The sequence below is a fragment of the Streptomyces sp. NPDC091280 genome, from assembly GCF_044768565.1.
In the GTDB taxonomy this organism is placed as follows: Bacteria; Actinomycetota; Actinomycetes; order Streptomycetales; family Streptomycetaceae; genus Streptomyces.
In genome coordinates, this window is the sequence record NZ_JBIVUZ010000014.1 from 304,524 (window position 1) to 323,668 (window position 19,145).

21 protein-coding genes and 1 riboswitch are annotated in these 19,145 nt (G+C 70.6%); of the genes, 11 read left to right on the forward strand and 10 right to left on the reverse strand.

Features of this window, described 5'->3' with window-relative positions; all coding sequences use genetic code 11:
• Positions 1–42: 42 nt before the first annotated feature.
• Positions 43–828: an enhanced serine sensitivity protein SseB gene (locus tag ACIQPR_RS37715; protein ID WP_403658025.1), complete on the reverse strand. Its 786-nt coding sequence runs from the start codon at positions 826–828 to the stop codon at positions 43–45.
• Between the two features lie 64 nt (positions 829–892).
• Complete coding sequence (locus tag ACIQPR_RS37720) at positions 893–1,582, reverse strand: AAA family ATPase (protein WP_403658186.1); 690 nt, start codon at positions 1,580–1,582, stop codon at positions 893–895.
• A gap of 149 nt (positions 1,583–1,731) precedes the next feature.
• Positions 1,732–1,834, forward strand: a riboswitch (glycine riboswitch).
• A 142-nt stretch (positions 1,835–1,976) separates the two neighbouring features.
• Here ACIQPR_RS37720 and gcvT point away from each other — a divergent pair.
• From gcvT to ACIQPR_RS37740, 4 genes are all read left to right on the forward strand, one after another.
• A complete protein-coding gene (gcvT, locus tag ACIQPR_RS37725) occupies positions 1,977–3,104 on the forward strand; it encodes a glycine cleavage system aminomethyltransferase GcvT (protein ID WP_403658028.1) in 1,128 nt (375 codons plus the stop codon).
• Between the two features lie 110 nt (positions 3,105–3,214).
• Positions 3,215–3,595, forward strand: coding sequence for a glycine cleavage system protein GcvH (gene gcvH, locus ACIQPR_RS37730; protein ID WP_403658031.1), 381 nt, complete (start codon positions 3,215–3,217; stop codon positions 3,593–3,595).
• Positions 3,596–3,609: 14 nt separating this feature from the next.
• Positions 3,610–4,884, forward strand: coding sequence for a serine hydroxymethyltransferase (gene glyA, locus ACIQPR_RS37735; RefSeq protein ID WP_403658033.1), 1,275 nt, complete (start codon positions 3,610–3,612; stop codon positions 4,882–4,884).
• 158 nt (positions 4,885–5,042) lie between these two features.
• The gene (locus ACIQPR_RS37740; protein ID WP_403658036.1) at positions 5,043–6,410 is read left to right on the forward strand and encodes an L-serine ammonia-lyase; all 1,368 of its coding nucleotides are present in this window, start codon (positions 5,043–5,045) and stop codon (positions 6,408–6,410) included.
• 305 nt (positions 6,411–6,715) lie between these two features.
• On the opposite strand, the gene ACIQPR_RS37745 is transcribed toward ACIQPR_RS37740, so the two are convergent.
• Entirely contained in the window at positions 6,716–7,024 is a 309-nt protein-coding gene (locus ACIQPR_RS37745) for a hypothetical protein (protein ID WP_403658189.1), read from the reverse strand.
• Between the two features lie 167 nt (positions 7,025–7,191).
• Complete coding sequence (gene fabG / locus ACIQPR_RS37750; protein ID WP_403658039.1) at positions 7,192–7,896, reverse strand: 3-oxoacyl-ACP reductase FabG; 705 nt, start codon at positions 7,894–7,896, stop codon at positions 7,192–7,194.
• A 396-nt stretch (positions 7,897–8,292) separates the two neighbouring features.
• Between fabG and ACIQPR_RS37755 the strand changes: the two genes are divergently transcribed.
• Together ACIQPR_RS37755 and ACIQPR_RS37760 are read left to right on the forward strand one after the other, a co-directional pair.
• Entirely contained in the window at positions 8,293–9,180 is an 888-nt protein-coding gene (locus tag ACIQPR_RS37755) for a helix-turn-helix domain-containing protein (RefSeq protein ID WP_403658042.1), read from the forward strand.
• Between the two features lie 27 nt (positions 9,181–9,207).
• Positions 9,208–10,182 (forward strand): MBL fold metallo-hydrolase, encoded by a 975-nt coding sequence (locus ACIQPR_RS37760; protein WP_403658045.1) that lies wholly within the window; start codon positions 9,208–9,210, stop codon positions 10,180–10,182.
• A 7-nt stretch (positions 10,183–10,189) separates the two neighbouring features.
• Here the strand turns inward: ACIQPR_RS37760 and ACIQPR_RS37765 are convergent, their stop codons facing one another.
• Positions 10,190–10,837: a LysE family translocator gene (locus tag ACIQPR_RS37765; protein ID WP_403658047.1), complete on the reverse strand. Its 648-nt coding sequence runs from the start codon at positions 10,835–10,837 to the stop codon at positions 10,190–10,192.
• 200 nt (positions 10,838–11,037) lie between these two features.
• Between ACIQPR_RS37765 and ACIQPR_RS37770 the strand changes: the two genes are divergently transcribed.
• On the forward strand, positions 11,038–12,387 hold the full coding sequence (locus ACIQPR_RS37770; RefSeq protein WP_403658049.1) for a PLP-dependent aminotransferase family protein: 1,350 nt from the start codon (positions 11,038–11,040) through the stop codon (positions 12,385–12,387).
• Between the two features lie 174 nt (positions 12,388–12,561).
• Positions 12,562–13,524, forward strand: coding sequence for a LysR family transcriptional regulator (locus ACIQPR_RS37775; protein ID WP_403658051.1), 963 nt, complete (start codon positions 12,562–12,564; stop codon positions 13,522–13,524).
• 39 nt (positions 13,525–13,563) lie between these two features.
• Here ACIQPR_RS37775 and ACIQPR_RS37780 read toward each other — a convergent pair whose 3' ends face one another.
• A complete protein-coding gene (locus ACIQPR_RS37780) occupies positions 13,564–13,851 on the reverse strand; it encodes a hypothetical protein (protein WP_403658054.1) in 288 nt (95 codons plus the stop codon).
• A 53-nt stretch (positions 13,852–13,904) separates the two neighbouring features.
• Positions 13,905–14,261 (reverse strand): PRC-barrel domain-containing protein, encoded by a 357-nt coding sequence (locus ACIQPR_RS37785; protein ID WP_403658057.1) that lies wholly within the window; start codon positions 14,259–14,261, stop codon positions 13,905–13,907.
• A 187-nt stretch (positions 14,262–14,448) separates the two neighbouring features.
• Between ACIQPR_RS37785 and ACIQPR_RS37790 the strand changes: the two genes are divergently transcribed.
• Together ACIQPR_RS37790 and ACIQPR_RS37795 are read left to right on the forward strand one after the other, a co-directional pair.
• Positions 14,449–15,525 (forward strand): phosphatidylinositol-specific phospholipase C domain-containing protein, encoded by a 1,077-nt coding sequence (locus ACIQPR_RS37790; protein ID WP_403658059.1) that lies wholly within the window; start codon positions 14,449–14,451, stop codon positions 15,523–15,525.
• 36 nt (positions 15,526–15,561) lie between these two features.
• Positions 15,562–16,119, forward strand: coding sequence for a glycoside hydrolase family 25 protein (locus ACIQPR_RS37795; RefSeq protein WP_403658062.1), 558 nt, complete (start codon positions 15,562–15,564; stop codon positions 16,117–16,119).
• 91 nt (positions 16,120–16,210) lie between these two features.
• Here ACIQPR_RS37795 and ACIQPR_RS37800 read toward each other — a convergent pair whose 3' ends face one another.
• Genes ACIQPR_RS37800 through ACIQPR_RS37810 form a run of 3 tightly spaced genes read right to left on the reverse strand, consistent with a single transcriptional unit; the run spans position 16,211 to position 18,237 of the window.
• Positions 16,211–16,903, reverse strand: a complete 693-nt coding sequence (locus ACIQPR_RS37800; protein ID WP_403658065.1) for an NADPH-dependent F420 reductase — start codon at positions 16,901–16,903, stop codon at positions 16,211–16,213.
• Between the two features lie 40 nt (positions 16,904–16,943).
• A complete protein-coding gene (locus ACIQPR_RS37805; RefSeq protein ID WP_403658068.1) occupies positions 16,944–17,513 on the reverse strand; it encodes a GNAT family N-acetyltransferase in 570 nt (189 codons plus the stop codon).
• 46 nt (positions 17,514–17,559) lie between these two features.
• Positions 17,560–18,237: a FadR/GntR family transcriptional regulator gene (locus ACIQPR_RS37810; RefSeq protein WP_403658071.1), complete on the reverse strand. Its 678-nt coding sequence runs from the start codon at positions 18,235–18,237 to the stop codon at positions 17,560–17,562.
• A 91-nt stretch (positions 18,238–18,328) separates the two neighbouring features.
• Between ACIQPR_RS37810 and ACIQPR_RS37815 the strand changes: the two genes are divergently transcribed.
• Complete coding sequence (locus ACIQPR_RS37815) at positions 18,329–19,141, forward strand: ABC transporter ATP-binding protein (RefSeq protein ID WP_403658073.1); 813 nt, start codon at positions 18,329–18,331, stop codon at positions 19,139–19,141.
• Positions 19,142–19,145: the final 4 nt, after the last annotated feature.

Consider the following 19,145-nt stretch of genomic DNA (forward strand, 5'->3'; position numbering starts at 1 on the left):
CAGCCGTACATCGACACGGCCCCGCGCCTCTTCGGGGCGCCTTCAGTGACCCTGTGTATAGAAGGGACGCACGGTCTGCCGCATCCAGTCGGCCACCGGGTCCTGTGTCACGTCCAGGAGGACCAGGTTGACCGGCCATGTGACCTCGGTCCTGGTGAGGGCGCGGGACAGGGCGTCCATCGGGACCGCCCTCAAGTCGCCCTCCCAGCTGGTCAGTTCGACGCCCACGAACATCACCGGGTCGGCGGTCTCGATCGCGGCGAGGCAGCGGCGGGCCGTACCGACCACGCCGGTGGCGGCGAACTCGGCGGAGGCGGCGGCGAGGAAGTCGACCGGGTCGTCCTGCCAGTCGGGCTCGAAGAGCCGGACCCGGCCGCCGCTGGTGGGGCCGTCGAGGGCGGTACGGCCGACGCGGCACAGCTCGGCGACGGCGGCGGGCGGGAGCGGGATGCCGACCACGCCGTCCGGGTTCACCGCGATGCCCACCTGCGGGGGCAGCCCGCGCGCGAACTCCACCGCGGGCGCGATCGTGAACGACAGATGCGAGCCGACGACCTGGCGGAACTGCTCCTCGGAGCTGAAGACCGGCACGAAGGCCTGCCCCTCGATGTCCAGCGTGGGCAGGTCCAGCGGTCCGCTGTGCGGGCCGCCGCCGCTGGGCAGCGGGACCCACACGAAGCTGCGGGCCAGCACCTCGATGATCCGGCCGCCGGCCGAGGGCAGGCCGAGGGAGACCGAGAGCACCTCCTCCAGCTCGTTGCCGGGCCATCCGCCGTGCGGATGCGGGTGGGGGTACGCCTGACCGGGGAAGCCCGCCGGAATGTCCATCTACCTACCGCCTGCTGGTGAAACCGCCTGCTGTGAACGTGCCGTGGCAGAAAAGGCTAGCGGCTCAGTCCGCGAAGTCGATCCGGCGCAGCACGTCCGCCGCGTCCCGGTCCAGCAGCACCGCCGAGCCCACCCCGTGCGGCAGGTCGCCGCGCTCCACGGCGCGCAACAGGCGGGCGGCGGCCCGGCGGTGGCGCAGGAACGCGTACCGCGAGACGCCCCGGCCGCGCTCGCGCTGTCCGTCGAGCGCGATGTCCGGGCCGACGTCGAGGAACACCAGGTGCAGGGTGCCGCCCCGCCGGTGCGCGGCGCGGGCCAGCCAGCCGCGCACCCAGCTCTGGGTGCCGCAGTCGTGCACCACGGCTCCGGACGCGGAGCGCAGGGTGCGGCGCAGTCCGGCGTAGTGCGCGAGGCGGACCAGCGGGCGGTACACCGCGTACGGAAGGGGGCCCGGGACGCCGGACATCCGGGCGTCCCAGCGGTCCCGGGTGTCCTGGCTGTCGACGCGGGCGCTGTCGGCGGTCACCGCGCGCCGCATCAGCGTGGACTTGCCGCTGCCGGGCAGGCCGGTGACGACGACGAGATCGCGGGGGCCGAAGCGGAGTCCGTGCGGGCTGCGGCCGGCCCGCTCGCGGAGGTCGCGGACGACCGGTGCCGGGCGGGCCGGGCACGCCTCCCGGGCCGGGGCCGTGGGCTGCTTCGGCAGCGCGACGGCCGAGGTCGTGGCGTACACCGTGGTCCTTGTCACCGTGATCGTCCTCCCTGGGGGTTCAGGAAAGGTTCTCCCCACTGAACGTAAAGAGAAGGTAATGCACGGTGTCTCGCGGTTCCGTTCGCTTCCGGCCACAGGCCTGTTACAAAGCCTGTGCGATGATGTGCGCGCCTAACTGCATACCGGCCGCTTGAATCCGCGCGGGAGAGTCCCCAGGCAACGATCCGTTGCCGGGGCGCCGAAGGAGCAAGTCCCTCCCTTGAATCTCTCAGGCCCAGTTACCGCGCGGGCGAGGCACATCTGAAAAGCGGACCGCCCGTCCCGGTGGTCCCACCCAAGGTGCAACCCATGGCCCGCGCGGTCATGGCGAACCTCTCAGGTCCCGATGACAGATGGGGAGGAACGACCTCGCCGTCATGCCTTGGGAGAACGACCGATGAGCAGTACCGCCACCCCCGAGAAGCGCCGCACCGCGCTCGACGCGCTGCACCGCTCGCTCGGTGCGACGATGACCGACTTCGCCGGCTGGGACATGCCGCTGCGCTACGGCTCGGAGCGCGACGAACACCTCGCCGTCCGCACGAAGGCAGGCCTCTTCGACCTCTCCCACATGGGCGAGATCACGGTCACCGGACCGCAGGCCGCCCGGCTCCTCGACCACGCGCTCGTCGGCAACATCGCCTCCGTGGGCGTGGGCCGCGCCCGCTACACCATGATCTGCCGCGCCGACGGCGGCATCCTGGACGACCTCATCGTCTACCGGCTCGCGGAGAGCGAGTACATGGTCGTGGCGAACGCGTCGAACGCGCAGACCGTCCTGGACGCGTTGACGGAACGCGCGGAGGGCTTCGACGCGATCGTCCGCGACGACCGGGACGCCTACGCCCTGCTCGCCGTCCAGGGCCCCGAGTCCCCCGGCATCCTCGCGTCGCTCACGGACGCGGACCTGGACGGCCTCAAGTACTACGCCGGTCTGCCCGGCACGGTCGCGGGCGTCCCCGCGCTGATCGCCCGCACCGGCTACACCGGCGAGGACGGCTTCGAACTGTTCGTCGCCCCCGCCGACGCGGAGAAGCTGTGGGAGGCGCTGACCGAGGCCGGGGCCCCGGCCGGGCTCATCCCCTGCGGCCTGTCCTGCCGGGACACGCTCCGCCTGGAGGCCGGCATGCCGCTGTACGGCCACGAGCTGTCGACCTCCCTGACCCCCTTCGACGCCGGACTCGGCCGGGTCGTGAAGTTCGAGAAGGACGGCGACTTCGTCGGCCGCGCCGCCCTGGAGGCCGCCGCCGAACGCGCCGCCTCGCAGCCGCCGCGCGTCCTGGTCGGCCTGATCGCCGAGGGCCGCCGCGTCCCGCGGGCGGGCTACTCCGTCGTCGCCGACGGCGAGGTGATCGGCGAGATCACCTCCGGCGCCCCCTCCCCCACCCTGGGCAGGCCGATCGCCATGGCCTACGTCGACGCCGCGCACGCGGCGCCGGGCACGGCCGGTGTCGGTGTGGACATCCGGGGCAGCCACGAGCCGTACGAGGTCGTGGCGCTCCCCTTCTACAAGCGCCGGAAGTGACAGTCGTCGTAGCGTCGGGTCCGTGACCGGGGCGGATCGCCCCCGCTCGACGAGTCCTTCCGCATTCCCCCCTTCACCAGCAGTCCCCCGCGTACAGGAGAATCCACGCCATGAGCAACCACCCCGAGAATCTGCGGTACAGCAAGGAACACGAGTGGCTGACGGCCGCCGTCGACGGTGTCTCGACGGTCGGCATCACCGAGTTCGCGGCCAACGCGCTCGGTGACGTCGTCTACGCCCAGCTCCCCGAGGTCGGCTCCACGGTGACCGCGGGCGAGTCCTGCGGCGAGCTGGAGTCCACGAAGTCGGTGTCGGACCTGTACGCGCCGGTCACCGGCGAGGTCGTGGAGATCAACACGGCCGTCGTGGACGAGCCCGCGCTGGTCAACTCCGAGCCCTTCGACGGCGGTTGGCTCTTCAAGGTGCGGATCACGGACGAGCCGGGCGACCTGCTCTCCGCCGACGAGTACACCGCCTTCACCGCCGGCTGAGGAGTCGTAGACCCATGTCCGTCCTGAACACTCCCCTGCACGAACTCGACCCGGACATCGCCGCCGCCGTCGACGCCGAGCTGCGGCGGCAGCAGTCCACGCTGGAGATGATCGCCTCGGAGAACTTCGCTCCGCTCGCGGTCATGGAGGCGCAGGGCTCGGTCCTCACCAACAAGTACGCCGAGGGCTACCCCGGCCGTCGTTACTACGGCGGCTGCGAGCACGTCGACGTCGCCGAGCAGATCGCGATCGACCGGGTCAAGGAGCTGTTCGGCGCCGAGTACGCCAACGTGCAGCCGCACTCGGGCGCCTCCGCCAACCAGGCCGCCCTGTTCGCGCTGGCCCAGCCCGGCGACACCATCCTCGGGCTCGACCTGGCGCACGGCGGCCACCTCACCCACGGGATGCGGCTCAACTTCTCCGGCAAGCAGTTCAACGTGGTCGCCTACCACGTGGACGCGCAGACCGGTCTGGTCGACATGGCCGAGCTGGAGAAGCTCGCCAAGGAGCACCGCCCGAAGGTCATCATCGCGGGCTGGTCGGCGTACCCGCGCCGGCTGGACTTCGCCGAGTTCCGCCGGATCGCGGACGAGGTCGAGGCCCACCTGTGGGTCGACATGGCGCACTTCGCCGGACTGGTGGCGGCCGGGCTGCACCCGAACCCCGTCCCGTACGCGGACGTCGTCACGTCCACCACCCACAAGACGCTGGGCGGCCCGCGCGGCGGGATCATCCTCGCCCGGCAGTCCTTCGCGAAGAAGCTCAACTCCTCCGTCTTCCCCGGCTTCCAGGGCGGTCCGCTGGAGCATGTGATCGCCGCCAAGGCGGTCTCCTTCAAGGTCGCGGCGGGCGAGGAGTTCAAGGAGCGCCAGCGGCGGACGGTGGAGGGCGCGCGGCTGCTCGCCGAGCGGCTGGTCCAGGACGACGTGAAGGCCGTAGGGGTCGACGTCCTGTCGGGCGGCACGGACGTGCACCTCGTCCTGGTCGACCTGCGGAACTCCGAACTCGACGGCCGGCAGGCCGAGGACCGCCTCCACGAGGTCGGCATCACGGTCAACCGCAACGCCGTCCCGAACGACCCGCGGCCCCCGATGGTCACCTCCGGCCTGCGCATCGGCACCCCGGCACTGGCGACCCGCGGCTTCACGGCCGAGGACTTCGCCGAGGTCGCGGACATCATCGCGCAGACCCTGAAGACTCCCGGTCCCTTCGGGGAGGCCGCCGTGGCGGGTCTCAAGGCCCGGGTCACGGCCCTGGCGGAGAAGTACCCGCTGTATCCCGGGCTGTAGTCGGCCCGTCCGGCTGTGGTCGGCGGCCGGGGGCGCCGCGCACACTGATGAGGTGTGCGGCGCCCCCGCCCACCCGGCCCCCGCCACCACCACGCTCGAAGCGCTTCGCGCCCTCGAATCCCGCACCACCCCGCACGTCCGCGTTCTGAGGAGTCACCGTGGCCATCTCGGTCTTCGACCTGTTCTCGATCGGCATCGGCCCGTCCAGCTCCCACACGGTCGGCCCGATGCGGGCCGCCCGCATGTTCGCGCGCCGACTGCGCAACGAGGACCTGCTCACCTCCGTCGCCTCCGTCCGCACCGAGCTCTACGGCTCCCTCGGCGCGACCGGCCACGGGCACGGCACCCCGAAGGCGGTACTGCTCGGCCTGGAGGGCGAGTCACCGCGCACGGTCGACGTGGAGGGAGCCGACGAACGCGTCGAGCAGATCAAGGGCTCCGGCCGCATCCGCCTCCTCGGCGAGCACGAGATCCCGTTCTCCTTCGACGACGACCTGAAACTCCACCGCCGCAAAGCACTGCCGTACCACGCGAACGGCATGACGCTGTGGGCCTACGACGCGGCCGGCGCCGAGCTGCTGTCCAAGACGTACTACTCGGTGGGCGGCGGGTTCGTCGTCGACGAGGAGGCGGTGGGCGCCGACCGGATCAAGCTGGACGACACGGTCCTCAAGTACCCCTTCCGCACCGGCGACGAACTGCTGCGCCTCACCCAGGAGACCGGCCTGTCGATCTCCGCGCTGATGCTGGAGAACGAGCGCGCCTGGCGCACGGAGGAGGAGATCCGGGCCGGGCTGCTGGAGATCTGGCGGGTGATGGGCGCGTGCGTGTCGCGGGGCATGTCACGGGAGGGCATCCTGCCCGGCGGCCTGCGGGTGCGCCGCAGGGCCGCCCTGTCGGCACGCCAACTCCGCGCTGAGGGCGACCCGTTGGCGCACGCGATGGAGTGGATCACGCTCTACGCGATGGCGGTGAACGAGGAGAACGCGGCGGGCGGCCGGGTCGTCACGGCCCCGACCAACGGCGCGGCCGGCATCATCCCCGCCGTCCTCCACTACTACGTCAACTTCGTGCCCGGCGCCGACGAGGACGGAGTCGTCCGCTTCATGCTCGCCGCCGGCGCGATCGGCATGCTCTTCAAGGAGAACGCCTCCATCTCCGGCGCGGAGGTCGGCTGCCAGGGCGAGGTCGGCTCCGCCTGCTCGATGGCGGCGGGCGCACTGGCCGAGGTCCTCGGCGGCAGCCCCGAACAGGTCGAGAACGCGGCCGAGATCGGCATGGAACACAACCTCGGCCTCACCTGCGACCCCGTCGGCGGCCTCGTCCAGATCCCCTGCATCGAACGCAACGGCATGGCCGCGGTGAAGGCCGTGACGGCGGCACGGATGGCGATGCGGGGCGACGGCTCGCACAAGGTGTCCCTCGACAAGGTCATCAAGACGATGAAGGAGACGGGGGCGGACATGAGCGTGAAGTACAAGGAGACGGCGCGGGGCGGGCTTGCGGTGAACATCATCGAGTGCTGAGGGCGGGTGCCGAGGGGCGGACAGCCGTGGGGCGGTGCAGGTGTTCACGGGCTCGTGCAGCAACCACGTGCAGTGGTCGTCGACGAGTCGGGTGAGGTCGCACGTCTTGGAGGTCTCGACGACGTCGGGGTTGTCCTTGCCGGGGCGGGACTCCAGCCGGACCTAAGCGGTCTGACGCTTTTACGCAGCGTCGATTTCGCCGCACCGACCGGCACGGCACGGCAAATACGCGGAACACGAAATCGGGCGGGGGCCGGCAGACTTCCCTCCTGCCGACCGACCCCCGCCCGGGTCTGTGGTGCCGGTCAGGCGGACCCGGTCCGGCCGGCGGGGCCTTCGTGGCGGCCGCTGACGCGCTCGTACAGCCGCTGCCGTGCCCGGCCGCCGACCCTGCGGATGCCGGCGCGTGTGTGGTTGAGCGCTCTGGAGACCTCGGCGACCAACTGCATGGACTCGGCCATCTGATCGAAGAGACCGGTGGTCGACGGGACCCACGTACCGTCCGGCGCGTGCTGCTGTCCGACCGCCGTGCACTTGGTCAGCAGTTCGCTCATCAGACGGTGGAACTCGGCGACGTCCTCGTCGGTGAAGTCGTCGATGGTCAACCGATGCATATTCGGCGCAGTCGGCCCGCGCATAAGCAGAACTCCTTGGCGGTGGGTGCGGAAAACCAGTCGACGGAGAGCGGTTGGCGCATACCCGGACCCCCGCTGGGCAATTCGACGTCCAGTCGTCCGGTCGGCGTGCGCCGCCTGCTCTGGAGGGACTTGGCGGGCACGGCCTAGTGCCCCATGCCGGCTCCCCCGTCCACCGGCAGCACGGCTCCGGTGATGTATCCCGCGTCGTCCGACGCCAGGAACGCGACGGCGGCGGCGACCTCGTCCGGCCCGGCGAGCCGGCCCAGGGGGATCTGCCCGGTCAGGTGGGTGCGCTGGTCCTCGGTGAGGTTCTCGCTCATCGCGGTCTCGGTGAGACCGGGAGAGACCACGTTGAAGGTGATCCCGCGCGCGCCGAGTTCCCTGGCCATCGAGCGGGCGAATCCGATCAACCCCGCTTTGGAGGCCGCGTAGTTGGCCTGTCCGCTCTCGCCGCGCAGCGCGACCGCGGAGGAGATGAGAACGACGCGGCCCTTTCTGGCGCGGAGCATTGCCCGACTGGCCCGCTTCACGACACGGAAGGCACCGGTCAGATTCGTGTCGACGACCTCGGTGAAATCCGTTTCGGACATCCGCAGCAGCAACTGGTCCTTGACGATTCCCGCGTTGGATATCAGGACCTCGACCGGCCCGTGCTCCGCCTCGACCTGCTTGAAAGCGACATCGACCTGGTCGGCGTCGGTGATGTCGCACCGCACCCCGAGCAGACCCTCCGGCGGCTCGCCCGTCCGGTACGTCACGGCGACACGGTCACCGGCGGCTGCCATACGACGGGCGACAGCGAGACCGATTCCTCGGCCGCCACCGGTGATCAGGACTGAACGGGACACAGAATGCCTTTCCGGACTGAGAGGTGCGGCCGGTGAGCGACGGCAATCTGGCCAGTACTCGACTGTAACGAGATCAGCCGAGCCGTCACTGTAGGTGATGAATGTTTGAACATGACAGTTCTCGTGGATTCCGGGACCAGGGGGGATCGGTGCGGTGCGCCGCGTGCACGCCACCGTGGCCCGTAGGCACGTCGGTTCGGCCACCACACGTCGAAACACGCCCCCTTCGTGATCGGGGCCCCGCGTCCCCGGCGGCGCGACCGGCCCGGTGAGTGATCTTCGTGCACCGGCGTCACGGACACCAGGCTCTGTTTTTTCCGGTTCCGGAATTTCAGGAACAAGGCTTTCCGGTAATTGAGTTGGCCGCCGGGCGGGCGGTACGGGAGAGGTTCTGAGGTGGACAACAAGGAGGCGCTGCAACGACTGCTGCGCTGGAAACGGGCGCAGATAGACCCGGTGGAGCTGGGCTGGCCGCAGCGCAGCGGACGGGGGCGCCGTTCCACGGGGCTGTCGCAGGCGCAGGTGGCGCAGGTGCTGTACGTGTCCGAGCGCACCTACGCCGACCTTGAGCGGGGGGAAATGCCCTCGCCCACCGCGGAGTTCCTCGACAACGTCGCCCAGGCCCTGCGGATGGAGGAGCGCGAGCGCGCCGCCCTGTACGTCTACGCGCTGGGCTACGAACCGCCGTTCCCCATGGACCCGGCGGCGGGCAGCAGCGTCGCCCCGGCCTGGCAGACGGCGATCGAGCGGGTTTCCGGCCAGCCCTGCTACGCCAATGACGTCGCCTGGAACGTCCTGGCCGCCAACGACGACTTCGTCCGGATGTTCCCGCAGGCGCCGGGCCGACCCGCCCGCCTCCCCGAGCAGAACCTGATCCGCTGGATGCTGCTGCGCGAGGACGCCCGCGAGCACCATCTCGTGCAGTGGGAGAAGCGGTGGGCCGAGCCGGTCGCCGCCCAACTGCGCACGGCCGTGGCCTCGCACCCCGACAACAAGGACCTCCAGCAACTGGACCAGGAGGTCAACGACGACCCGGTCGCGGGCCCGATCTACCGCAATCACAAGATCGCCTACGTCCATCCTGACGGTGACTCACGTCTCATGCGCCACGCGGGATTTGTGCCCCCGGAAGGCGAGGAGGATCTGCGGGACCGCTGTTGCGAGCACCACGAGGTGTCGCAGCTGGGCGTGGTGACGATGTGTGCGGCGCAGCCCTTCGGCTCGCCCGGGGCCCGCTTCCTCTTCCTCGTCTTCGAGCCCTCGCCACGCCCCGTTGCCGTGTGAAGTCCGGCCCGGGAAGAATGCGTACCCATGACTGACGCAACCCGGCTCCACCAGATCGCGCCCGGCGTGCACATGTGGGCTCCCGACGGCGTGGACACCTGGGGTCTGGCCAACTGCGGCCTGGTCCACTCGGACGGCGAGGCCCTTCTCGTGGACACGCCGTACACCCCGGCCCTCACCGAGGACCTGCTCGCGGCGGCCCGTCGCGCGACGGGGACCGCCGCCGTGCCGGGCACCGTGGTGGCCACGCATGCCAACGGCGACCACACATGGGGCATCCAGTGTCTGACCGGCAGTGAGATCGTCGCCACGGACGCGGCACTTGAGCACCAGTGCGTGGAGCCGACGCCCCAACAGCTGCACGCGCTGGTGTGGGACAGCGATCCGGACCAGCCGCTGGGCTGGTACTTCCGCCGCCACTTCGGGAAGTTCGACTTCTCGGGCATACGGGTCCTGCCGCCGACGACGACGTTCAGCGGCCGCCATGACCTCACCGTCGGCCGGATCCCCGTCGAGCTGCACGAGGTGGGTCCCGCGCACACCGTGGGCGACCTGATCGTCCATCTCCCCGAGCAGCGCGTGGTGTTCGCGGGCGACATCATCTTCTCGGGCGACCACCCCTGCCACTGGGCGGGCCCGCTCGACCGGATCTCCCAGGCCGCCGAACGCATCCTGGCCTTCGATCCCGAGTGGATCGTGCCGGGCCACGGCCCGCTCATGACGCCGGATCAACTACGCACATACATCAGCTACTTGGACGACCTGTCCGACCAGGCCCTGTTGCTGCACGGCCAGGGCAAGACCCCCATCGAGGCGGCCCACATCCTCATCGACGAGGACCGCTACCCGGGCCTCGGCCTACCGGAACGGCTCGCCATCACCCTGTCCACGGAGTTCCGCCACCTCGACCGGGACACTGCACGCCCGAGTCTCGTCGAACCGTTCGCACTCGCGGCCAGGATCGCCTGGCGGCGGGCGTCGGATACGGCGGCATCGGCCTGACGTACCGTCAACTGGCCTTGACTGGACCAGAGTTGTCGACGGCCAGGGAGACGGCGAGCGCACCCAGCACCGTACCCATCGCATAGCGCTGCACCTTCAGCCAGGAGGGGCGGCGTTCGAGGAAGACGGCGATCGCGCCGGCCGCCAGGACGATGGCGAGGTTGACCGCGATACTGACCGCGATCTGGACCGAGCCGAGGACGAGGCCCTGGAGAAGGACGTGCCCCTTGCCCAGGTCGATGAACTGGGGGATGAGGGACAGGTACATGATGGCGATCTTCGGGTTGAGCAGATTCGTCATCAGCCCCATCGTGAACAGCTTGCGCGGCGAGTCGTGCGGTACGTCCTGCGGCGCGAAGACCGAGACACCGCCCGGCTTCAGCGCGTTCCAGGCCAGATAGGCGAGGTAGGCCGCGCCCGCGAGCTTCACCGCGAAGTACAGCTCGGGCACGGCGACGAAGAAGACCGACAGGCCGAGGTTGGCGGCGAGCAGATACACCATGAAGCCGAGCGCCACCCCGCCGAGGGAGACCATTCCGGCGCGCCTGCCCTGGGTGATGCTGCGGGAGACGAGATAGATCATGTTCGGGCCGGGAGTGAGCACCATGCCCAGAGCCACCGCCGTCACGCCGAGTACACCGCTCAGTTCGACCATGAATCCCCCTTGTGCTGTCACCTCACCGACTCGCACGGAGCGTATTCCGGACCAGTGTCTCAGTGCAATGAAAACATTGCACTCGGTGCAATATCATGATTGCCTTGAAGATGAAGTCCGAGAGAGTTCACGATCGAGCGCGAGCACGAGTTCGAGCACGAGTTCGAATTCGCAATCGACAGAGGATGGACGGGTGAGCCATGCGGGACTACCGGACCGTCGCCGACACGGTGGCGGAGGAGATCAGGTCCGGTGCCCTCCGTCCCGGTGACCGGCTCCCGACGCAACGCGCGTTCGCGCGACGGCACGGCATCGCCGACTCCACCGCCACCCGCGTCTACCAGGAACTCGCCCGCCGGGGCCTGACCGTGGGCGAGGTGGGCCGCGGCACCTTCGTCCGCGCGACACCCGCCGACCCGGCCGGCTCCGCCCCCGCGCTCACCGAACCCGCGGACGGCGGCCGGATCGACCTGGAGCTCAACTACCCGGTCGCACCGGAGCAGAGCGCGCTCCTCGCCGGGAGTCTCGCCGGCCTGCTCCGCCCCGACGCCCTCGGACAGGCCCTGCGGCCGATCGGCGTCTCAGGTTTCCCGGCCGCCCGGGAGTCCGCCGCCGAGACCCTCACCCGCGGCGGCTGGCGCCCGGACCCGGACCGGATCCTCTTCGCGGGCAACGGCCGACAGGCGATCTCGGCCGCGGTCGCCGCGCTGGTCCCGCCGGGGGCGAGACTCGGCGTGGAGGAACTGACGTACCCCGTCGTCAAAGCCGTGGCCGCCCGCCTGAGGATCACCCTCGTCCCCCTCCCCATGGACGACGAGGGACTGGTGCCGGAAGCCGTCGAGGAGGCGCACGCCCGCGCCCCGCTGCACGCCGTCTACGTCCAGCCGAGACTGCACAACCCGCTCTCGCTCAGCATGCCCGCCCGACGCGTCGAGCGACTGGCCGAGGTGCTGCTCGGGCTGGGGATCCCGGCAATCGAGGACACCATCTGGGCCTTCCTCCGCGACGAACTCCCGCCCCTCGCCGCGTACGCCCCCGAGCGGACGGTCCTGATCGACAGCCTGTCCAAGCGCGTGGCCCCCGGTCTGACCCTCGGATTCACGGTGGCACCCGCCGCCCTGACCGGCGCCGTCACCGCCGCCCTGCGGTCCGGCGGCTGCACCCCGGCCCGCTTCGCCCTGGAGGCGGCCCACCGCTGGCAGCAGGACGGCACGGTACGGGCGCTGGTGGCGGCCAAACAGCGGGAAGCGGCGGTACGACAGGGCATCGCGGCCCAGCGACTCGCCGGGTTCGCGGTACACGGCGACCCCCGCTCCTTCCACTGCTGGTGGCGACTGCCCCGCCCGTGGCGCGCGGACACCTTCGTCGCGGCGGCCTCCCGGCACGGCATCGGCGTGGTCCCGGCCGCCGCGTTCACCGTCGACCCCGACCACTCCCCCAACGCGATCCGCCTCGGCCTCGCCACCCCGGAACCGGAGACCCTTTCCCGCGCCCTGAACACCCTCGCGGAACTGGCCCGCTCCGCACCGGAGGACTTGGCCGACGACTGAGGCGGGGCTACGCCGTGACAACGCCGATGGCGGCCGAGGCCGTACTGAGGAACGGACCAGCGCCGAACAAACAGACGTTGCCCATGACGAGGTAGATGACCGGCACAACACCAGCTCGGACAGCCGCCCCGCCCCCCGTCCACAACCACCAGTTGTTCACTAGGGTGGGTCACCGTGGACCTAGAAGCAGTACGGACCTTCGTCGCGGTCGTGGAAGCGGGTCAGTTCCAGAAGGCTGCCGGTGATCTGTCGATCACTCAGCAGGCGGTCTCCAAACGTGTCGCCGCGCTGGAACGCGACCTCGGTGTGCGGCTGTTCACGCGTGCGCCGCGGGGCGCCGAGCTCACCATCGACGGTCAGGCGTTCCTGCCCCACGCGCGTGAGCTGTTGCGGGTCGCGGAGCGGGCGGGCGCGTCCGTGCGGCCGGGGCGCCGTCCGCTGCGGGTCGATGTGATCGCCTCGCGGGTCGCGCCGTCGTCCCTGATGCGCGGCTTCCACCAGGCGCACCCCGAGGTCGACCTCGACGTGGTGATGCTGTTCGACGTCGAGACGGCCGTCGCCGCCATCCGGTCCGGCGCGATCGACGCGTCCTTCCGGGCCGTCGCGATGCCGGGCCGTCCGCTGCCCGAGGACATCGAGTCGGTCCGGGTGCTCGACGAGCCGCACCAACTCCTCACCGGCCCGGCCCACTTGCTGGCGAACGCCCGCTCGGTGACCCTCGCCGAACTCACCGGGCACCGGATCTGGATGCCCGGCCTCGCGCCCGGGACCGAGTGGAGCGCCTACTACGACGCCCTCGTCGCCGAGTTCGGACTGACCATCGAGGCGACCGGCCCCAACTTCGGCTCCGACGTGCTCCTGGACACCGTCGCCGACACCCCGGGCCTGGCGACCTTCACCACCGCGCGCACCCGCCTCGTCTGGCCCACCGGCCACGATCTGCGCCGCATCCCGGTGACCGACCCGACCCCCGTGTACCCGCACTCACTTCTCTGGCACCGCGACAATCCCCACCCGGCGCTTCCGGTCCTCCGCGCCCACCTCGCCAACACGGCCGATGCGGCCAACACGGCCGGCCCGGCCAACAGCCAGGGCGTGGGCGGGACTTGGGCACCGAGTTGGGTGGTCCCGCAGTGACGCCGCGGTGCCGGCCGGGCGACCGGCGCCCGCGGAGGTCTAGTCGCGGTTGACGCCGGCGGCCACCGCGTGACCGATGAAGAGGTAGACGAGCGCGGGCAGGCCGTAGTTGACCACGGTGCGCCAGTCGGCCGAGTGGATGGTGAACAGGTTGTGCGACCAGCCGGAGAGCCAGTCGGCCGCGTGGTGGACCCAGTGGACCGTGCTGTTCGCGGTGTTGGCGTCGAACAGGTAGAGGGCGATCCACAGGATCAGGATCAGTGCCGCGAGGTCCGCGATGACGGAGATGACCGTCCCCGCGGGGCTTCCGCCGTAGCGTGTGGACATGTTCAACGGGTGGCCGGGATAGGCGGGTTGAAACCCTCCGGCGACAAGCGGCTTCAGCGGCGGGCCAGTTGGCGTTCGCCGCCGGTGCCGGTGCTGTAGGGCAGGCCGTAGTGCTTGAAGATCCCTTCCTCCTGCTCGGCGGGCAGCACGTCGTCCGTACCGATCGAAGGGGCCTGTTTCACCAGGGCCTTGGGGTAGTCGACCTTGACGTAGTCCGGCCCCAGGATCGCGTCGTCCAGCGGGACGAAGACGAGCCGGTGCCGCGTGGGAAGCCCGACGCGGACCGTGGCCATGGCCGGCTCGTCGGTGGCGGTGTTCACGTACACGGCCTCCAGAACACCGATCTTGTGGGACTCCGCGTCCACGACGTCCCGCTCCCGCCACTCCCGGACATCCGCTGCGTGCAGCATGGTTCGCACTCCTTCTGCTCTGTTCGGTTTCCCGTGGTGCGGGTACCCGCCCGCGGACGTGTCACCCCGCGCGCCGGACGTCACCGCAGCCGATGTTCCTCCAGGGGCTACCGAGGAGTAACCGCTCCGCCCTACGCTGCTGCCGCCACCCAGGCTCAACCAGGCCACGGCGAAGGGGAGTTGACCCATGAGACCCATGAGACCCATGAAGCCCTTGAGACCCTTGAAGGCGGCGAGACGGCTGGCCGTGCTGCTGGGCGTGGCCGGGCTGTTGATGTCCGGGGCCGTGGGCAACGCCCACGCGGCGGCGCCGAAGTTCTCGGAGACGACGACGATCGGTACCCACAACGCGTACGAGAAGGACAAGTACACGTACTGGGCGCAGGCGTTGGACTCCGGGGCCTCGCTGCTGGAGCTGGACGTGTACGTCGACAGTCTGAGCAAGCGGTGGCGGGTCAGCCACAGCGACCTGTTCGCCAACGACAACAACTGCGAGTACGCGAGCACCCCCGCCGATCTGTACAGCAAGGACCGCAACCAGGATCTCGGCAGCTGCCTGGACAACATGGCCGCCTGGAACACCCTGCACCCGGACCACGCGCCGATCATCGTCAAGGTGGAGATGAAGGTGGGCTTCAACCAGACCATCGGTCTGGGCCCGACCGCGTTCGACACCCTGGTCTCGCAGAAGCTCGGCAGCAGTGTCTACAAGCCGTCCGACCTGCTCGGCTCCTCGTACTCCACGCTCGACGCGGCGGCCAAGGCGAACGCGTGGCCCTCCCGTGACGACCTCAAGGGCAAGTTCATCTTCGAACTGATCCCGGGCACGGTCGAACAGGCCAACCCGTTCGACCACTACTGGACCGACCAGGAGTACGGCGACCATCTGCGCGACCTGTACGCGGCCGGCACGATCTCGCAGGCGCAGGCCTTCCCCGCCGTCCTGGGCGCGGCGAACGGCGATCCGCGGGCGGCCCGTTGGACCTCGGACACCTCGATCCGCCCCTGGTTCGTGTTCTTCGACGGGGACGCGGCGACGTACGTCAACAACGGCTACGACACGTCGTTCTACTCCACGAACCACTACATCCTGATCATGACGGACGCGTACGCGGTGGCTCCGGCGATCTCCTCGACGGCTCCCACGGATGCGGAAGTCGCCGCCAAATTGGCACTATTGGCCGCCGATCACGCAAGTGTGATCACCTCTGACTGGTCCGCGAAATCGGCGGCCGTACTCGGTTCGGTGGCCACCAGAAGCTGAGGTTCCGGATGCCGGGGACAGGGCACAAGTCCCCCTATGTTGCATGGCATCGACGTGAGCGCGTACCAGTCCACCGCGTACAGCACGGACGGCTCCTCCTTCGTCTTCATCAAGGCGACGGAGGGCCGCTCGTACGTCAACCCGAGACTGACCGCCCAGACGAAGACGGGCCGGGACGCGGGACTGGTCGTCGGCTTCTACCACTTCCTCTGGCCCGGTGACATCACCGCCCAGGCGGAGTACTTCGTGAGCAAGGCCCCCGAGAAGGCGGGCGAGCTGCTCGCCGTCGACTGGGAGACGACCGGCGACGGCACCCACGCCTCCAACGCGGAGAAGGACAGCTTCATCCGCAAGGTGAAGGCCCTGCGGCCCGACAACCGGGTCGTCCTCTACTGCAACCGCAACTTCTGGCTGAACATCGACAAGACCGCCTACGCGGGCGACGGCCTCTGGATCGCCGACTACACGACGGCCGGCAAACCCCGTATCGAGGCGGACTGGGTCTTCCACCAGTACACCTCCGACCCGCACGACAAGAACGTGGCCGACTTCGCGAGCAAGGCCGCCCTCCAGACCTGGGCCAGAGACGCCTGAGACAGGAGTGAGAGGAGAGGGCGGCCCGCCCGTCGGCGGTCAGCCGTGGCGGTCAGCCGTGGCCGTCAACCGTGGTGGTCAGCCGTGGCCGTCAGCCCTTGAAGTCCCCCGTCCGTTCCGGCGAGGCCTCCGCCAGTGCCTTGGTGACCTCGGCCACGCCCTCGCGCAGGCCGTAGACCGGTGTGCCGGGCTGCTGGCGCCAGGAGTCGTCCAGGCTGCCCGCGTCGACCGTGTCGAAGCCGAGGTCCTCGATGAGGGCCCTGACCACGCGCTTCGCGGCCTCGTCGTCGCCGGCGACCGGGAGGGCGAGGCGGTCGGGGGCGTCGGCGGGGCGGTGCCGGTCGAGGATGTCCTGGGCGTAGGTGCCGTTGAAGGCCTTGATGACGGTGTGGCCGATGTGCTCCGCCGTCCAGCGGCTCTCGGTGCGGCCCTCGTCGAGGATCGCGGCGATCCTGCCGTCGCGGGCGGGGTAGTAGTTGCCGGTGTCGATGACCGCGACGCCGTCGGCCGCGCCGTCCAGGAATCCCTTGGGCAGGTCCGGTACGGCCTTCAGCGGGACGGTGACGACGACGACCTCGGCCCCGCGTGCCGCCTCCTCGACCGGTACGGGGGTCGCGCCGGTCTCCTCGGCCAGGTCGGTGAGTGTCTGCGGGCCGCGGGAGTTGGCCACGGAGACCTCGTGTCCGAGGGCGGTGAGCCGCCGGGTGAGGTTGCCGCCGATGTTGCCCGCGCCGATGATGCCGATCTTCATGACAGACCCTTCGCCGATCCGGATTTGATGCATGTGCATGCTTCCGGGGGCGTGAACCCCGCGCGGTCGCCCGCTATTCCGGACCGCCGCCGGACGGGTGAACCGGCGGGACGGCCGACGGCCGCGTCCCGAGCCACTGCTCGGCACCCCAGCGCTCGAACCGCTCCACCTCCACGAACCCCAGCTTCGCCGCGAGCCGCATCGAGGCGAGGTTGGCGGTCTGCGTGGTGAGCACCACCGGCACGCCGGGAAGCACTCCGGCGAGCCAGTCGAGCGCCGCCGCGCACGCCTCGCCCGCGTACCCGGATCCCCACGCCCGAGGCAGGAACAGATAGCCCAGGTCGGCCTTTCCCGCGGCGGCCGGACGGCTGTGCCCGGCCGCTGTCGCCCGTCTGAGGAGAATCTGCCCGATCATCGTCCCGTCGAGTTCGACGACGAAGCTCCCGGGCCACCGCTGGGGCACCTCGGGCACCTCCCGCTCCAGCTCGGCGCGCGGCCGGGCACCGCCGAGATAGCGGTGCGCCTCGTCGGAGGCGAGCAGTTCGACGAAGACGGCCCGGTCCCGGGCCTCCGACGCACGCAGCAGCAACCGCTCGGTCCTGATCGGCTCGGGCGGCCAGACCACGCTTCCAAGATCCTCCATCGCGGCACACTAACAAGCGTTCGAACGGGCCGGAGCGGGAATCCGCCTAGTCCCCGAACGGATCCTCAAGTTCCGCCCGCAGTACCTCCGCCGCCGTCTCCGCGTCCCCCTCCGTGACCGCCCTGACCAGCGCCTCGTGAGCCCCGTCCCCGGCGTGCGGATCCCGCTCGCGCAGCCCGGTCAGGGCCAGCAGTTCCACCAGCCCCTCGCGCAGCACCGGCCTGAACTGGCCGAAGAGATCGGCGAGTACGGGGTTGTGCGCGGCGGCGACCACGGCCGCGTGGAAGGCGATGTCCGCGTCGACGAACGCGGTGTCGTCGGCCCCGGCGGCGGCCCGCCGCCCCTCCAGCGCGCGCTCCATCGCGGTCACGTCCTCGGGCGTACGACGGCGCGCCGCGAGCCGGGCCGCCTGGACCTCGACGCCCATCCGCACCTCGTAGACATCGGTGACCGCGGCCCGCCGCAGCCGGGTCGGCCAGTCCTCGGCGGGCTCGGTGGCGATCACGAACACACCGGCGCCCTGCCGGGGCCGGACCAGCCCCGCCCCGGCGAGCGCGCGCAGGGCCTCGCGGACCGTGGAGCGGCCCACGCCCAGTTCGGTGGCGAGCGTGGTCTCGCCGGGCAGCCTGGTGCCGACCGGCCACTCACCGGCGGCGATCTGCGCGCGCAGCCGGTCGGCGGCCTGTTCGACGAGGGGACTGGGGCGGACGGGGCCCAGCGGCACGGCGGTTCACCAACCCGGATCGAGGAGAGCTCACTTGTCTGAGGACCTGAGGTGTGGATAGCGTACCGGCAGCGCTGAACCGGAGGTCACGGTGAACGAAGTACTGACGGACGAACCGGCCACTGTGCTGCGCGCCACGGACGTCCTGGTCGTCCGCGACGGGCGGCCCATCCTCGCGGAGGTGTCCCTCACCGTCCGGGCCGGCGAGCACTGGGCGCTCCTGGGGGCCAACGGGGCAGGGAAATCAACGCTGTTGAGCCTGTTCGGGGCGCTGGTGCACCCGACCGGCGGGACAGTGGAGGTGCTCGGCCGCCGGCTGGGGCGGGTGGACGTACGGGAGTTGAGGTCGTACGTCGGGCACGTCAATCCCCGGCATCCGCTCGCCGAACCGCTGCGGGTCCGTGAGGTGGTGCTGACCGGGCTGACCAACTCCGTCGCCCCGCTGCCGCGTTGGCGCCCGACGCCGGAGCAGGCGGCTCGGGCGGACCGGCTCATGGACACGATGGGGCTGGCGGAACTGCGGGACGCCCGCTGGCCCACGCTCTCCCAGGGGCAGCGCGGCCGGACCCTGATCGCGCGGGCGCTGATGCCCGAGCCCCGGCTCCTGCTGCTGGACGAACCGGCCACCGGACTCGATCTGCCGGGCCGGGAGCGGCTGCTCGACGCGCTGGACGGGCTGCGCCGGGAGCATCCGCGCCTGGCCACGGTCCTGGTCACCCACCATCTGGAGGAGCTGCCCGTCGGCACCACCCACGCCCTGCTGCTGCGCGAGGGCCGCCCGCTCGCGCAGGGTCCGGCGGCCGAGGTCCTCACCGGTGACCAGGTCGGCAAGTGCTTCGATCTGCCGCTGGTCCTGGAGCGGCACGACGGCCGCTGGAGCGTACGGATCAGGCACCGGGGATGACGGA

Bases quoted from the DNA above. Each gene is read 5' to 3' on its own strand.
- ACIQPR_RS37715 (WP_403658025.1), bottom strand. From the start codon at position 828: ATGGACATTCCGGCGGGCTTCCCCGGTCAGGCGTACCCCCACCCGCAT.
- gcvT (WP_403658028.1), top strand. From the start codon at position 1,977: ATGAGCAGTACCGCCACCCCCGAGAAGCGCCGCACCGCGCTCGACGCG.
- gcvH (WP_403658031.1), top strand. From the start codon at position 3,215: ATGAGCAACCACCCCGAGAATCTGCGGTACAGCAAGGAACACGAGTGG.
- glyA (WP_403658033.1), top strand. From the start codon at position 3,610: ATGTCCGTCCTGAACACTCCCCTGCACGAACTCGACCCGGACATCGCC.
- ACIQPR_RS37745 (WP_403658189.1), bottom strand. From the start codon at position 7,024: ATGCATCGGTTGACCATCGACGACTTCACCGACGAGGACGTCGCCGAG.
- ACIQPR_RS37760 (WP_403658045.1), top strand. From the start codon at position 9,208: ATGACTGACGCAACCCGGCTCCACCAGATCGCGCCCGGCGTGCACATG.
- ACIQPR_RS37765 (WP_403658047.1), bottom strand. From the start codon at position 10,837: ATGGTCGAACTGAGCGGTGTACTCGGCGTGACGGCGGTGGCTCTGGGC.
- ACIQPR_RS37770 (WP_403658049.1), top strand. From the start codon at position 11,038: ATGCGGGACTACCGGACCGTCGCCGACACGGTGGCGGAGGAGATCAGG.
- ACIQPR_RS37780 (WP_403658054.1), bottom strand. From the start codon at position 13,851: ATGTCCACACGCTACGGCGGAAGCCCCGCGGGGACGGTCATCTCCGTC.
- ACIQPR_RS37785 (WP_403658057.1), bottom strand. From the start codon at position 14,261: ATGCTGCACGCAGCGGATGTCCGGGAGTGGCGGGAGCGGGACGTCGTG.
- ACIQPR_RS37790 (WP_403658059.1), top strand. From the start codon at position 14,449: ATGAGACCCATGAGACCCATGAAGCCCTTGAGACCCTTGAAGGCGGCG.
- ACIQPR_RS37795 (WP_403658062.1), top strand. From the start codon at position 15,562: ATGTTGCATGGCATCGACGTGAGCGCGTACCAGTCCACCGCGTACAGC.
- ACIQPR_RS37800 (WP_403658065.1), bottom strand. From the start codon at position 16,903: ATGCATCAAATCCGGATCGGCGAAGGGTCTGTCATGAAGATCGGCATC.
- ACIQPR_RS37805 (WP_403658068.1), bottom strand. From the start codon at position 17,513: ATGGAGGATCTTGGAAGCGTGGTCTGGCCGCCCGAGCCGATCAGGACC.